Source organism: Acinetobacter sp. QJM3NY_42 (assembly GCF_056173745.1).
In genome coordinates this window covers 531301-546795 of sequence record NZ_CM149689.1, presented here as the reverse complement: position 1 = coordinate 546795, position 15495 = coordinate 531301, and the positions used below count along the sequence as shown (strand labels likewise).

Sequence of the window (15495 nt, the reverse complement as noted above, 5' to 3'; positions counted from 1 at the left end):
AGACTATGAAATCGTCATGAAGATGTATACAGAGAAAAAAGAAATTCTCATTTATGTCTACTTGGGTGGCTGGGAATATGCGAAAGAAAATATTCGTGAAAGAAGCTATTCAATCAAGATTGACTTAGACGATCCGAATGTAGCGCATGAATGTTATCAGGCATATGCAAAACTTGAAAACGGATCAAAGGAGTGAGAACAATGCTTCGATTTACTGATCTACATTTAACTAAGCATGTAGTGAATTTATATAACGTCAATAATGTGGTTATTAATGCTGTTAGTGATGGTAGTACACGCTTTTCTTTCCATTTTTCTGGTCATCATGCTTTGATGGTTCAAGTAGATAAAGAAACGGCCAAGCGTATTGAGGCGATTCTAACCGATGCTGAACCATGCACTGGAGAAAAGCTATGAATACATCTACTCACGGCATAAATACTTTCACAATGCTTTTTATGCGCTATATGTCTCCAGTGGTTCCTTTAGAGACTGTAGTAAATGACTACCTTTCAAATATGTCTTTAAAGACCGCAAAACAGAAGGCGACTAATCAGGAACTACCATTCCCTGTTGTTCGCTTAGGGGACAAACAGAAAGCCTCTTGGATGGTCAACCTTACAGATCTTGCTGTTTATATTGATAAGCAAACGCAATTGGCTCAGCACGACCATAAAGCAATGAATGGTGGACAGTATGCAGCAAATTAAAAGTAAGCATAAAGTCTACATTTTGTGGGATAAAGGAGTAGCGAAATGGAATATATGAAATTACTCCAGACTCCAGAGTTTAAACGGCAACTGGAGGACAGAATCTCTGGCCATATTACTGAAGAATATCTCAGATGTGGCCAAGAACCACCTTTACCTAAATTACGCCAGGGCATGTACCATTATGATGATCCAAAGGTTACACGCTTGGCTAATCGACTCAGGACAGGGGCCGTATTAATAGCCACTTTGATGGATGATAATCAGCAGAGATAAATTCTTTAAGAAGTTGTATATTAAGCATTAGTGCTATTAACTTTAAGCCGATTATTCGGCTTTATTTATTTGTACTAAGTAAATAGTATTAAAAATTAAAATGGATTTTGCTAATGAAAATCTTAGAAATTTTAAAAAGATCTACATTAACTGAGCTAGTTGGTGTAGTTACCCCTAGTCTTATCCTTATTGGTATTAGTTATAAATTTGGCTTTTATGGTTCAGCTAATATAAATGCAAACTGGATTATCCCAACCTTTAGTCCTGTTAATCTTATAATGGCCAATATGGAAATTTATCTATATTACAGCGTTGCCACTCTTTATATGAGTTATGTATTTGATGAAAAAGATGAAGATAGATGGAAGGGTGCAATTACCGCGATTGCAACTCTCTTAGGATTAGGATTTTTTTATTACTTTATTGTAGATATGCCACTAACTTACTTTTTAATGATAGTTTCCAGCTTTATTGCTATTTATATGATTATTTATAGAGGCTATGCAGGAAAGATTATTGGTATATTATTAATTCTTCTTGGGATTCCTTATCATTACGGCTTTACCCAGGCTAAAAATATAAAAATACAAGAACTTCCAGAGGCAGTTATAAAAGATAAAAATGAACAAAAGCAATGGTATATATTGGATCAATTCTCTGATAAAGCTATTTTAATCAATTACGAAAATCATGAAAAAAATTTTAGAATTATAGAATTGAAAGAAATTGAAAAAATTAAAAATTATAATTAATTTTAAAATTAAACTAAAAAAAGCCTCTTAGATAAGAGGCTTTTTTTACATATCAGCCCCTATTATTAGAGGCAATGATAAATTTATGCGGCTTTGCTATGCTGCTTATCATGCAATGCCATAGCGGCATCCCACTGCTTGGTTAGCTGATCTAATTTAGCAGTAGCAGCTTGTAATTTAGCAAGGGTAAGTTGCAATTCTAAACGACTCATAGGAAGCTCCTTTGGTTAAGTTCACGTACATGACGCTCTAGATTCTCTGTGTGGCCAGACTCTACAGCTTCAACAATATCTTGTACGTGTTTCACATATTCTTCTGCTTTAAAGGTAACATAACCCGCTTGGTTAAGACTTTGCATAAGACCTGAAATTTCTTTCATTTGCTTCAAAATCTCACTTAAAGTTGGGTTCTCTTTACGTAGATAATTAATATTTAAAGATTTTAGACAACGGCTTAAGACAATATTTGCAGCGCTTAAAATTTTGTCATAAGCATCATTCACAATTTTCTCAAGACCTAATCTTTCTTCGGGGCTTAAGTCGTCAAGCGTTACATTATGAACCATGTCTCATATCCTTTATATTAGGTCAGTTGTGCAAAAGTCAACCAAGTTATCCACAGATAACAAAAAAATACCTTTCCTTATCTTTTCAGATAAAAAAAACTAGAAGAGTTCCCCCTTCTAGATTTTTAAGCAGAACGTATTTTAATCATTCTTAGCTTTAATCTCAACTTTAATTTAATATTTTTTAATTCAATAAAATCATTAATTTATGAGGTTACTTAGTACAAAAATGATTTAACTATTCATTTTTAATAGTTTATTAATTTCTATATTTTTAGACTTCTCTATTGCTTCATCAAAATCTAATAGATCTTTCCTAATAATATCTAAGTTTACATAACGCTTTAAGCTATTCCAGTCATCATGCAAAGTGTATTGCTGGATCTGCGGTATTGTTAGGCCCTGCTCTGCCAATCTGGTTGCGGCTTCATGCCTTAAATCATGAAAATGGAGATCTTGGATTTTGGCCTGTTTCTTAATTTTCTGCCATGACCTAGAAATTGATTCTTCATGACACGGAATTAAATATCTATCATCACCACCACGTAAAAGCATCTTTTTTCTAATTTCAGGCTTTAAAAGCTCTTCAATGATAGCTGCTGCAGCATCACTGACAACGAACCATTTATCATTGCCTTTAGACCCATTCGGATGCTTAATTCCCTCCAGGAACCATTTCTTGTTATGGCGGTCATAGTTCTTAATTTCTAACCGTGGTAATTCACCTAAACGACGGCCTGTATAAATATCTAGCCACATAATCAAATAGAGAGGCGTATTTGCATAATTTTTAAAGTTGAAATCAATATATGCTAATGTGGTTATATCTTGCAGTTCTTGCGATGTAGGGAGCCGCAGCCGGTCTTCAGACTCACTGAGTACACGTGCTTTACGTAGACCCTTAACAGCCTTCTCATACTCGTTAAAATCAATCTCAATACCCCATACTAGCTCGGCATGATCTAACACAGACTTGATGCACTGGAACTCGAATAAGATAGTACTAGGAGCTACTGGAGCTAATTCATAGTTTTTATTTTTATAACCGTCCCGCCGACGCAAAGCATGATTAGCAAAATCTGGACGTTTAATCTTAAGCAAAGGAATATCGGCTATATCAAATTTTGTGAGCATTTCCAGGGTAAAGGCTTTGGTACGGCCATAATCAGTTATTTCTTTTCTGTATCTAGTTAGAGCCATTCCAAGTGTCATATATTCCACTGCAGAGGCTTTGCCCGTTGACAACAAGTGAGGATTCTTTTCTAATCTGTCCTCTTCTTTCTTTAGCCACAGTTTTGCCAGGGCTTTCGTGCTGAATGTTTGAGTATCAAAATACTCGACACCTTCATTTTTCTTGCGAATATTAATGACGGCCTTATATCTAGTACCTTTAGTTTTAGATTTAAGCTCTGTGATATATCCCATATTTGCAACTATTTTTTCTAATAGATAATTTTGGTTGCAATTATAGTAGCAAGAAATATAAAAAGTGGGAAAAAGAAGGGAAAAGAGGTAAAAAGTTGCTAGTCTAATAGGTGCATAAATGACTGATTTGAAACAAAAGGTAGATATATCAAGGCTTCCACGTATATCCGTTGCGCCTATGATGGACTGGACGACCCGTGACTACCGTTTCTTTGCTCGCCTGTTTAATCCAAATATGATCCTTTATACTGAAATGGTCACGACTGGAGCGATCTTATTTGGAGATGCTGGCCGCCATCTAAATTACAATCAGGAAGAACATCCGGTTGTACTCCAACTCGGTGGCTCCAGTCCAAAAGATTTGGCCACATGTACAAAGATGGCTGAGGACTGGGGTTATAATGAAGTCAACCTGAATGTCGGCTGTCCAAGTGACCGGGTACAGAATAATAAAATTGGTGCCTGCCTGATGGCAGAGCCTGAGCTGGTGGCTGAATGTATTTCAGCGATGCGCCAAGCAGTTAATATTCCGGTTACGGTTAAACATCGAATCGGAATTGATGACATGCAATCTTATGAAGAGATGCTGCATTTTGTGGATACAGTAGCAAAAACTGGTTGTAATAACTTTATTGTGCATGCCCGTATTGCCCTATTACAAGGATTATCTCCAAAAGAAAACCGTGAAGTTCCACCTTTGCGTTATGAAGATGTCTACCGGTTAAAACAGGAACGTCCTGACCTCACGATTGAAATTAATGGCGGCGTTAAAACTTTAGCTGAGACACAAGAGCACTTGAAACATGTAGATGGTGTCATGATTGGCCGTGAAGCCTACCATAACCCTTATCTGCTGGCCGAATTAGGTGAGCTCTGGAATTTACCCATGCCAGACCGTTTTGAAATTATGGAACAGATGCTTCCTTATATTGCCAAACGGCTAGAAGAGGGTGCACCACTATCTGTGATTACCCGGCATATTTTGGGTTTATTCCAGTATTTACCTGGAGCCCGAAAATGGCGTCAGGCTTTAAGTGGAGGAAATGCCAAAACTTATGCCGATGTCGAAAATGCGATTCAGAATATTAAGGCTGCCATGCAGCGCACTGAAGATTACCTGAAAGAACAACATATTTTTTAAACGTTAAAGCCCCTGTTTAAGGGGCTTTATTTCTAAAAGCATATTATAAAATACAAGCAGTAGCGTTACTGTTTTGCCTTAATTGCTTCAAGTTTTCTCAAAACCTCTGCGACTGCCACCATGGCAAAACTTGAAGTTACCACCACAGCAGAACCATATCCTCCACAGCGCAGCCCTGCACTAGTACAAACTTCGCTACTGGAAAACGGATTATCAATTGAATAAATACAAGTAATGCCGAATTTCTCTTTTGGCTTTTTGCAAATTCCTTTACTGCGTAACTGGGTACGTAGTTTAGCCAGCATAGGATCCTGTTCGGTTTTTGACAGATCTGCCACTCTGATTTTAAGCGGGTCAAGCTTGCCTCCTGCTCCACCAGAAACAATCAGAGGGATTTTATTAAAGCGGCAATGCAGCATGAGGGCCAGTTTAGCTTTGACATCATCAATACAGTCCAGTACCAGATCAGGCGCCATGGCAAGTATCTCTTTTACATTGTCCGAAAACAGGTAGTCATCAACCAGGTTGACCTTAATTCTGGGGTTAATGGAATAGCAACGTTCAGCCATGACAGCAATTTTTTCCTGTCCCAAGGTAGCGGTCATAGCAGGTAACTGTCGATTAATATTAGATGCAGCTACCACATCCATATCGACCAATGTTAATTCACCTATGCCGGAACGGGCCAAAGCTTCTACCGCCCAAGAACCTACACCGCCGATTCCAATCACCATAACATGACTGTGTTCATAGTAATTAAATGCCTCATCTCCATAGATTTTGGCCACAGCCGCAAATCGGCGCTCATATTCATCGTTTTGGAGAAGTTCAGTCATTACATTCCATGAAAATATTACAGATCACTCTATTTTAACGGGAATGACCTCAGTGTGACAGCTCATAAGATCCAAAAAAATTCTGCTGCCTAAACCATACAAATGATATGAAGCTCAGGCAACTACTCTTCAGGAAGCGATCAAATGCCGCAGCACATAATGGAGAATGCCACCGGCCTTAAAATACTCGACCTCATTAACAGTATCGATACGGCACAGAACCTTAAAACTTGACTGCGTTCCATCAGGTTGTTCCAGCTCTACCCTTAGGATCTGCTGCGGTGACAAGTCATCAGATAAACCATGAATTGACAGAATTTCATCACCATTAATATTGAGTGAAGTCCTGCTTTCATCTGGCATGAACTGTAAAGGTAACACTCCCATACCCACCAGATTGGAGCGGTGAATTCGCTCAAAACTCTGGGCAATAACAGCTTTCACTCCCAGTAAATTAGTTCCTTTAGCTGCCCAGTCACGTGATGAACCTGTGCCATATTCCTTGCCTGCTATAATAACCAAGGGTGTGTTTTCTGCCTGATATTGCATGGCCGCATCATAAATAGACATTTTCTTATGAGTGGGTATATGGAGTGTATTGCCACCTTCTTCACCACCCAGCATTTCATTTTTAATCCGGATATTGGCAAAAGTTCCGCGCATCATTACTTCATGATTACCACGGCGTGATCCATACGAATTAAAGTCTTTTGGCTCTACACCCAGTTCCTGCAAATAACGACCTGCCGGACTGTCTTGCTTAATATTTCCCGCCGGTGAGATATGGTCTGTAGTGACTGAATCACCCAGAACAGCCAGTATTCGTGCTTTTTCAATATTTTTAACCGCTTGTGGGGGCTGATCAATTTTTTCAAAAAACGGTGGATGACGGATATAGGTAGAGTGCTCATCCCACTGATAAGTTTTAGTTTCGGGAATTTGCAGAGATTTCCAGTTTTCTTCACCTTCAAAAACAGCCGCATATTCTTTATGAAACATTTGGGTATTTACATACTGCAAAGCCTCTTCAATTTCAGCTTGGGTCGGCCAGATATCCTTCAAATAAATTTTTTCGCCATTTTTTCCTTCACCAATTGGTTCAGAGCTTAAATCAGTGCGAATATTTCCAGCCAAGCCGTAGGCGATCACCAGAGGGGGAGATGCCAGCCAGTTCGTTTTTACCAGTGGATGAACACGCCCTTCAAAATTACGGTTCCCAGAGAGTACGGCGGCTACATTTAAGTCAAAGTTCTGGATTGCCTCTTCGATAGGTTCTGGCAAAGGGCCTGAATTTCCAATACAGGTGGTACACCCATACCCTACCAGGTTATAACCCAGCTGATCGAGATAAGGCATCAGTCCAGATGCTTTCAAATAATCAGTCACAACTTTGGAGCCTGGAGCCAGAGAGCTTTTTACCCATGCTTTCCGTTGCAAGCCTTGTTCTACTGCTTTTTTAGCCAGCAAACCTGCTGCCAGCATGACACTCGGATTTGATGTATTGGTGCATGAGGTAATGGCTGAGATCACCACATCACCATGAGAGAGGAAGTAATTTTTACCCTCTATTACACAGCAAGGATTAGAATGGGGTAAATTGGCCTGTTCTGCCTCAACAGCTGTTCCACCGCCCCCTTCATTTTCCAGTCGTTCCTTCTCAGCTTTAGCAGGCTTTAAATGCAGATCCATTAGTGCCTGAAAAGTATGAGGCACATCAGAAAGTGCCACTCTGTCTTGTGGGCGCTTTGGTCCAGCCAGGCTTGCTTCGACTGTACTCATATCCAGGGTTAACGTATCAGTAAAGACCGGTTCATCTCCTGTCTCGCGCCATAGGCCCTGCTCTTTACAATAGGCTTCAACCAGTTCAATCCGTTCAGCATCTCGGCCGGTCAGGCGTAAATAACCCAAGGTGACCTCATCAACCGGGAAAAAACCACAAGTTGCACCATATTCGGGGGCCATATTGGCAATGGTGGCACGGTCCGCCAGTGGCAGTTCAGCCAACCCGTCACCATAAAACTCGACAAATTTTCCAACTACCCCTTTCTGGCGTAGCATCTGGGTAATCGTCAGTACCAGATCTGTAGCTGTAATTCCTTCGCGCAGTTTTCCGGTGAGCTGAAAACCCATCACCTCAGGAATAAGCATGGAAATGGGCTGTCCTAGCATGGCTGCTTCTGCTTCAATTCCACCTACGCCCCAGCCCAGCACTCCCAAACCATTGATCATGGTTGTATGGGAATCTGTTCCTACCAGCGTATCTGGAAAAGCAAATTCTTTTCCATCTGATTCACCAGTCCATACAGTCTGTGCGAGATACTCAAGATTGACCTGATGACAGATTCCTGTGCCTGGAGGAACGACGCTAAAATTATTAAAAGCAGATTGCCCCCAGCGCAAAAACTGATAGCGCTCGCCATTGCGTTGCATCTCTACAGCAACATTGGCTTCAAAAGCATGTTCATCTGCAAAATGGTCAACCATAACAGAATGATCAATCACCAGATCAACAGGGCTTAGCGGATTAATCTTTTCTGGATCAGCTCCTGCCTTTTCGACTGCTGCACGCATGGCAGCCAAGTCAACTACAGCTGGTACTCCAGTAAAATCCTGCATTAGAACCCGCGCTGGCCGATACTGAATTTCCTGAACCGAACTGCGATTCTGCTGCCATGCAACTAAAGCCTGTATATGTTCCTGCTTTACTGTAATCTGATCTTCAAAACGTAGCAGGTTCTCGAGTAATATTTTTAAAGATTTAGGTAGCCTGGTAAAATCATCCAGATGCTGCTGGGCCTGTCTTAAACTGAAGATCTGATAATTTTTTTTTGTTGTTTTTAAAGTCGTCAGTGAATTAAAACTATTAATTGTACTGTACTTAGCCATACGGCAATCCTCCGGCTTCAACTTTGTTCTTGTCAATCATGCTCCATTTAATGTATGCCAAGAATAGGAATACAGTGTTATTGATTAGTTAATATCTGATTTTACGTTTCTAGTTCTTCGTCGGTTTCTGGCTTATATGCAAGGCAGTGAATGAGTTATGCCATAAAGTTTTGGCTAATTCCTCATGCGAGATTCCAAATATTACAGACAGTTCATCCAGTACATAAGTTAAATTACCAGGTACATTACGGGTACGCTGTTCGGTTGAAGTCTGGCAACATAGGGGCGTCATATCAGGACAATCTGTTTCAATAACCAGATGTTCAGGTCCTATATCTTGCACCACTTTTCTTAATTTTTTTGCATTGGGATTAGTCACCTGCCCTGTAATACCCAGTTTAAAACCCAAGTTTACAAATGCTTTTGCCTCTTCAATACCGCCACTAAACGCATGGGCAATACCGCCCAGTTTAAACTTGTGTTTCTTGAGCAAGTTCAGTACATCAGCATGTGCTTTACGGATATGTAACAGCACCGGTTTATGATGCTGTGCTGCCAGCTCGAGCTGTGCAGAAAAATAATCCTGCTGCTTTTGAAAAACTTCTGGCTGCTTATGCTGTTTAAGTAAAGTATCCAGTCCAATTTCCCCTACAGCGACACTCTCATGAGTTTTTAGTAGATTTTCCAGCCGATCCAGATCTGAAAACTGATGCTGTTCAATATAAAAAGGGTGCAAACCTGGTGCGAGATAACTCTCTGGTGCATCTTTTAAACTATTTATATAATGATGGGTATCAACCAGGTCATTAAAGCGCGACTCCACAAAGCCGATTAATACCAGCTTTTCAACTCCGGCTGCTTTAGCTTCATAAGCCAGATGTTCACGGTCTGCGTCAAAATCTGGCACATCAAAATGTGTGTGAGTATCAAATAGCGCCAGCCTGTCCATAAATTATTTGTCCGCTTCGGGCGTAGCCGGAACTGCAGTAGTTTTGACATCTGGTGGCAAGTATTCTGTTTTGATCACATCCTGTAGCTCACTGTAGGGTACTACAAGACGTGGCAGGCCAACCACATAGGGGCCAATTTCATATTCTCCATATTGTAAAATCAATCCCTGCTTGGCTAAAAAGAAATTATTAGAGAGCTTGAATTTCCAGACCTGTTCATATTCTTCTACACTACTGGCGAGCTTGTTCTCCATCACCCAGTTCTGGAAGGCACTATAAAATTTCTTTTCGAGTACTGCCTGTTGATTGCCATTTAAAATATCTTTTAGCTGTAGCTGCTGCTTTTTCACAAGATCAAAATTATAATATTGCTGAGATGCTGAGCCATGTGCACCGCCCAAGTAACTGCTAGTATTTAACACAACTGTCACCAAGGGACCTTTACTTTGAAGTACCTTGGGCGCCACGGTCAGACTGATCTGCTGGTTGGCGCTTAATGTCTTGATTTCACGGTCTAGATCTAAAAAGACATCGGCATAACGCTGCACCTGAGCATCAAAGTTTTGCTGATCAATTGGAGTAGTGGTTGAATTTGTCTGGCTGGTTTCAGGTTGGCTTTCAGCAGTATCTTTTTTTGATTGAACTTCTGAATTTTTAACCGGTTTTTTTACCATTTCATTAACGTCAAGAATCTGCCCCAGACTGCTTAAAACAGCCTGATCTACTGCATCATCTACAAAGGCGTAATTAGAGCTGAGGCGTTTTACATCGAACTGTGGGCAGGTATTACCTTTACATTCCGGCATAGTGACAATCACATCAACCTGTTTCGCCTCTAGAACCGGTTCTTTCTGTTGAGGCACCGCAGACTTTTGTTCAGTCTGTGGCTTTTGTTCCGGTTTATCCTTCGGCTGGCATGCCGTTAAACCTATAACTCCGACCAATAAACTTAAGCTTAATACCTGTTGAGTTCTTAACATTGCTCCCCACCCATTTTCGTCTTACTTTAGACTGCCTTGTATTAGCCTAATGGCTTCATTCAGTAATTCACAATTTTTTTTGTATCTCAACTTAAAACATTTGTTGATATATTTCAGGTTTAAGTATCTGCTGAGTCTGTTTGCGGTTCAGATAGATATCCAGCTGGCTGGCTTCAGGCGCTATCTCATGTGCACGATAATGTATACCTATCCCCTCTCCATCAAAAAACCAGTCTGACTGAGACCAAGATAATTTTTTAGGAGCATCTTTACGAACCTCGGCTGTCTCTTTTTCTAACCAGTCCTGATAATGCTGCTGAACTAGGGTGTTTAATGTAGTTTTTTGCTCAGGCTTTAAAATATCATTTAAACTCAAAGCTTTCTGGACTTTGCGGTCTGCTACAAAAAAATATTGCCGGTCTTTAATAGTTAGTTCTTCAATTTTACTGTCTATGCCTATTTGCAACAGTACATATTGATTACGCTGTGATGCAATACGAGTCTTCATTTCCAGCTCGTATGCACGGTTTTTAGAATATTTCGCCTGCCACTGATCTGAAGCTTTTATAAAAGCATTGACTGCCTGTTGTAAACTCAAATTCTGATTCAGATCAATCTGCTGCTGAATAATCTGTGCCTGATTTTTAGCGATCCATTGATTTAGCCAGACATCCTGAGTATTGATAGTTTGAATATCGATATCAATACAGTTTTTCTTTTCACAAAATGGCAAAGCATACTCAGCACGTTGCTCTTTAATATTTAAATAAGGAAGCACATCTGCCTGATCTATTACTTTTTCAGCATAATGTTGCTGGCCTTTTGACTCAGGGGCCTTATGTTTTTCTTCACAGCCCATAAGGCTTAGTACCGAGCAGATCAGGATAAGTGTAAAGTAGGGCTTGTTACGCATTTTATATTCCTTCTGCTCAATGAACTTTATAATAAAACAGCCTCCGAAGAAGCTGTTTTATATCATGACTATTTAGTGTTCACGTGTATTGCGGAATTCAATATCTGGCCAGCGTTCCTGCATGAGTTGCAGATTCACCCGGCTCGGCGCCAGGTAAGTCAGATGTCCACCACCATCTACAGAGAGCTGATCATGAGCTTTTTTCTTGAATTCATTCAAGATCTTTTCATCATCACAGTAAATCCAGCGCACCGTATTAATACTGACCGGCTCATAAATACAGTCCACCTTATATTCTTCCTTGAGGCGATAAGCCACTACATCAAACTGTAGTACCCCGACTGCTCCCACAATCAGGTCATTACTGATCTGTGGCATAAATACCTGAGTCGCACCTTCTTCAGAAAGTTCTTTCAGCCCCTTTTGTAACTGTTTGGATTTTAGAGGGTCTTTGAGACGGACTCGACGGAACATTTCAGGTGCAAAGTGTGGAATACCGGTAAAATGCAGACTTTTGCCCGAGGTAAAAGTATCACCAATCTGAATAGTCCCGTGATTATGAAGGCCAATAATATCACCCGGCCATGCTTCTTCCAGATGCTCACGTTCACCTGCCAGAAAGGTCAGTGCATCACTGATCCGCACTTCCTTTCCAATGCGGACATGATTCATCTTCAGACCTTTTTCATATTTACCTGAACAGATTCGCATAAAGGCAATCCGGTCCCGATGCTTGGGATCCATATTTGCCTGAATCTTGAAAACAAAACCAGAGAATTCTTCTTCAGTCGCTTCAACTACACGCTCCTGTGCCGGATGTGCCTTAGGCTCAGGTCCCCAACCAATGAATGCATCCAGCACGTGATCTACACCGAAGTTGCCCAATGCAGTACCAAACAGCACAGGTGTCTGTTTACCCTGCAGGAACAGGTTACGGTCAAATGGATCGCTCGCCATTTGTACCAGCTCCAGCGACTCTTCAAAAGCAGCAAAGGCCAAATCACCTACTTTTTCACGAATATCGGGATGATCGTAGCCGTCACGTACTTCAATCTCAGTAATCACTGAGCCGAAGCCATGCTTGTATAGGTACAGCTTATTTTCCGCAATGTGATATACCCCGGCAAAATCACGCCCCATACCCAAGGGCCAGGTAATTGGCACACAACGGATTTTGAGAACATTTTCAATTTCATCAAGCAATTCTAGGGGCTCACGGATTTCACGGTCCATTTTATTGACGAAAGAAATAATCGGTGTATCACGCATCCGACAGACTTCCATTAATTTAATGGTTCGCTCTTCTACACCTTTCGCCCCATCAATCACCATTAATGCAGAGTCAACGGCTGTCAGTGTACGATAGGTATCTTCCGAGAAATCCTCATGTCCTGGCGTATCAAGCAAGTTAATTACATGATTTTTATAGGGAAACTGCATCACCGATGTAGTAATCGAAATTCCCCGCTCTTTTTCCATTTCCATCCAGTCAGAAGTCGCTGCACGGTCCGACTTACGACTTTTAACCATACCTGCTACCTGAATAGCTTTACCCCATAACAGGAGTTTCTCGGTCATGGTCGTCTTACCGGCATCGGGGTGCGAAATGATGGCAAAAGTCCTGCGCGCCTTTACCTGACTGATTAATTCATCTTTAAACATTGATAAAAATCTGCATTTGTACACATCCTGTCTAAAACATCAACGTGATGTTCTGAAAGCATGTGAGAGAAAAATTTGAAATTGGCGCAATTGTAGCAGATCAAGACTGCTTTTAAATCGGTAGTTGTATGGCAGTTTTATTTTTGAGAGTTTTTATCTTTTAGAGTTGAACGCTTTGTTTATAAACTTTTAAGCGCTCAACCTCAACAGGCGCACCTAATAGATAACCTTGTAATTGCTGACAACCTAAACGTGTCAGAATTTCCGCCTGCAGTGGTGTCTCCACACCTTCGGCAGTGACAATCAAGCCAAGTTTTGTCGCTAACTGAATAATACTTTCTAGAATAATTTCTTCTTTATTCCCCGGCTTTAACCCGACAATAAAACCCCGGTCAATCTTCAATTCATCTACAGGTAAATCTTTTAAATACAGCAGACTTGAATGTCCGGTACCAAAATCATCAATCGCAAGACGGATTCCCATTTTTCTGAGTCGCTCAAAACTACGAATACTCAGTTCAATATGATGCATGGCAGTAGATTCAGTAATTTCAATAATCAGGTTATTTGGCTGGATCCTGTACTTTTCCAAGAGGTTTTCCAAGGTATCAAACAGCTTCTGATGCTCGAACTGGATTGCAGAGAGATTAACAGCAACCGGACAGAGGCTGATTCCATTTTGTTCCCAATACTGGATCTGTTTGCAAGCTTCCTCAAGCGCCCAATATCCCATCGGAATAATCAGACCGGTTTTTTCAGCCCCTTCTATAAACATATTAGGGCTAAGCAGGCCCAAGGTAGGATGCTTCCAACGAATTAAAGCTTCTACCCCACAAACTTCATAGGTTTTAGCTGAAAATTTGGGTTGATAAAACAGGATAAATTGCCGCTCTTCTACAGCTTTATACATATCATTAATCAGTTTAGACTGACTTTGAGCTTCATACTGATGCACAGAATAACTAAAGACAGCATAGGTATTGCGACCCTGTTCTTTCGAAGCCAGCATAGCAGCATCTGCATTGATCAACAGATCCTGCAAATTAGTACCATGCTCTGGATAAATCGCAATACCGATACTGCACGAAATATTGATTTCCTTGCCTGCGATCAGATAGCTTGCCTGAATCAGGCTTAAAACTTTTTCAGCATAATAAATGGCACGTTTACGTCCAGTATTTTCAATGATCAGGAGAAATTCATCTCCCCCTACACGTAACAGTTTAGCCTCAGGGCCAAGATTTTGATGAATACGGGCAGCTACCTGAATCAATAACTGGTCACCTACCTGATGGCCAAAAGCATCATTTACTGCCTTGAAACGGTCCAGATCAATATATAAAAAGGCAAAACTCTTTTTATTTATTTTATGCTCAATAAATAAATATTGGGCATAATCTAGCAGAAAAAGGCGGTTAGGAAGCCGGGTCAAATTGTCCTGAACAGCTAGGTTGGCCAGTTCTTTATTAATTTCCATAAGGCGCCGGTTACGTTCTTCCAGACGCTCTTCCAGAATCGCTACCAGAAATGCTGTCATGAGTACCAGACAGGTAATAAAAACAATAGTAAATAATAAGAGTGTACGTCCTGCCTGGTAATGTTCCAGAACTTCAATCTGTCCACCGGTATAGAAAACGACACCAGCCATGGCAATATAATGAACACTGGAAATACTGAGTGCAAATACCAGTGCTACACCCAGTTTAATCCAGAACCGGTATTTAGTAGCATGCTGATATTTAAAAGCCAACCAGAATGACAATCCTGTTCCCAGTATTCCAACTAACACTGAAAGAATTACCAGCAAAAGCTGGTAATAGATCATATAGCCATGCAGGATGAGACCCATCATCCCGGTATAATGCATACCAGAGATTCCAAGCCCCATCACTACTGCAGCAAGTACCAAACGTGGTAGGGACAGAAATTCACGAGAAGTTAACCAGAGTGCAAAGATAGAAGCAGCTGAAGCAACTAAATATGAAACGATGGTTAAGGCAGGGTCAAATACTGACTCTTGGGAAAGATGCACAGCGAGAAGCCCGGCAAAGTGCATTGAACAGATCGCCAGGCCTAAAAACAAACCGCTCCCGGCAAGAACTACATTATGATACTTAGGAAAAGTATTTTGAATTAAAAATTCACGTAGCGAGATTGCAATATAACAGACGGCTACGGCCACCAAGACCGAGCCTAACACCAGTATGCTGTTATAATGCATATGAACCATAAACAATCCAAAACAAAATGATAATTATTCTTCTTGCAATTTAAGTACCTTAAAGCATACCTGTTATGAGTAGCGTAAAGAATTGGTAAGATTATTTATTCCTGCATTTAGGTTAATTCTTTTTATTTTCATTATCAATTAAATAATTTCTTAAATAATGCTTTAAAAA

16 protein-coding genes are annotated in these 15495 nt (G+C 40.5%); 6 read left to right on the top strand and 10 right to left on the bottom strand.

All coding sequences use genetic code 11. The features are described 5' to 3' along the window. Positions 1 to 16: 16 nt before the first annotated feature. The 5 genes from AC0VYT_RS02520 (at position 17) to AC0VYT_RS02500 (ending at position 1738) form a co-directional block, all read left to right on the top strand. Complete coding sequence (locus tag AC0VYT_RS02520; protein ID WP_228127342.1) at positions 17 to 196, top strand: hypothetical protein; 180 nt, start codon at positions 17 to 19, stop codon at positions 194 to 196. A 5-nt stretch (positions 197 to 201) separates the two neighbouring features. Next, positions 202 to 417, top strand: a complete 216-nt coding sequence (locus tag AC0VYT_RS02515; protein WP_005016349.1) for a hypothetical protein — start codon at positions 202 to 204, stop codon at positions 415 to 417. Beyond that, on the top strand, positions 414 to 710 hold the full coding sequence (locus AC0VYT_RS02510) for a pyocin activator PrtN family protein (RefSeq protein WP_005016360.1): 297 nt from the start codon (positions 414 to 416) through the stop codon (positions 708 to 710). The genes AC0VYT_RS02515 and AC0VYT_RS02510 overlap by 4 nt, the downstream gene beginning before the upstream one ends. 45 nt (positions 711 to 755) lie before the next feature. Continuing rightward, a complete protein-coding gene (locus AC0VYT_RS02505; RefSeq protein WP_005016361.1) occupies positions 756 to 986 on the top strand; it encodes a hypothetical protein in 231 nt (76 codons plus the stop codon). A 113-nt stretch (positions 987 to 1099) separates the two neighbouring features. After that, positions 1100 to 1738 (top strand): hypothetical protein, encoded by a 639-nt coding sequence (locus AC0VYT_RS02500; protein WP_005016363.1) that lies wholly within the window; start codon positions 1100 to 1102, stop codon positions 1736 to 1738. Positions 1739 to 1821: 83 nt separating this feature from the next. On the opposite strand, the gene AC0VYT_RS02495 is transcribed toward AC0VYT_RS02500, so the two are convergent. The 3 genes from AC0VYT_RS02495 to AC0VYT_RS02485 form a co-directional block, all read right to left on the bottom strand. Continuing rightward, positions 1822 to 1950, bottom strand: coding sequence for a hypothetical protein (locus AC0VYT_RS02495; RefSeq protein ID WP_005016365.1), 129 nt, complete (start codon positions 1948 to 1950; stop codon positions 1822 to 1824). After that, on the bottom strand, positions 1947 to 2303 hold the full coding sequence (locus AC0VYT_RS02490; protein WP_005016367.1) for a hypothetical protein: 357 nt from the start codon (positions 2301 to 2303) through the stop codon (positions 1947 to 1949). The genes AC0VYT_RS02495 and AC0VYT_RS02490 overlap by 4 nt, the downstream gene beginning before the upstream one ends. Before the next feature lie 234 nt (positions 2304 to 2537). Then, positions 2538 to 3728: a site-specific integrase gene (locus AC0VYT_RS02485; RefSeq protein ID WP_005016369.1), complete on the bottom strand. Its 1191-nt coding sequence runs from the start codon at positions 3726 to 3728 to the stop codon at positions 2538 to 2540. A 118-nt stretch (positions 3729 to 3846) separates the two neighbouring features. Between AC0VYT_RS02485 and dusA the strand changes: the two genes are divergently transcribed. Then, positions 3847 to 4869, top strand: coding sequence for a tRNA dihydrouridine(20/20a) synthase DusA (dusA, locus tag AC0VYT_RS02480; RefSeq protein ID WP_005016371.1), 1023 nt, complete (start codon positions 3847 to 3849; stop codon positions 4867 to 4869). Positions 4870 to 4934: 65 nt separating this feature from the next. Here the strand turns inward: dusA and AC0VYT_RS02475 are convergent, their stop codons facing one another. From AC0VYT_RS02475 to AC0VYT_RS02445, 7 genes are all read right to left on the bottom strand, one after another. Further along, a complete protein-coding gene (locus tag AC0VYT_RS02475; RefSeq protein ID WP_005016374.1) occupies positions 4935 to 5705 on the bottom strand; it encodes a tRNA threonylcarbamoyladenosine dehydratase in 771 nt (256 codons plus the stop codon). A gap of 129 nt (positions 5706 to 5834) precedes the next feature. Next, positions 5835 to 8591 (bottom strand): aconitate hydratase AcnA, encoded by a 2757-nt coding sequence (acnA, locus tag AC0VYT_RS02470; protein ID WP_005016376.1) that lies wholly within the window; start codon positions 8589 to 8591, stop codon positions 5835 to 5837. Positions 8592 to 8700: 109 nt separating this feature from the next. After that, positions 8701 to 9540 (bottom strand): TatD family hydrolase, encoded by an 840-nt coding sequence (locus tag AC0VYT_RS02465; RefSeq protein WP_005016378.1) that lies wholly within the window; start codon positions 9538 to 9540, stop codon positions 8701 to 8703. Positions 9541 to 9543: 3 nt separating this feature from the next. Further along, entirely contained in the window at positions 9544 to 10521 is a 978-nt protein-coding gene (locus AC0VYT_RS02460; protein ID WP_005016381.1) for an RsiV family protein, read from the bottom strand. Between the two features lie 91 nt (positions 10522 to 10612). After that, positions 10613 to 11434, bottom strand: a complete 822-nt coding sequence (locus AC0VYT_RS02455; protein ID WP_005016382.1) for a hypothetical protein — start codon at positions 11432 to 11434, stop codon at positions 10613 to 10615. A 72-nt stretch (positions 11435 to 11506) separates the two neighbouring features. Next, entirely contained in the window at positions 11507 to 13096 is a 1590-nt protein-coding gene (locus tag AC0VYT_RS02450; RefSeq protein ID WP_005016385.1) for a peptide chain release factor 3, read from the bottom strand. A gap of 160 nt (positions 13097 to 13256) precedes the next feature. Then, entirely contained in the window at positions 13257 to 15326 is a 2070-nt protein-coding gene (locus tag AC0VYT_RS02445) for a putative bifunctional diguanylate cyclase/phosphodiesterase (protein WP_005016387.1), read from the bottom strand. Between the last annotated feature and the right edge of the window lie 169 nt (positions 15327 to 15495).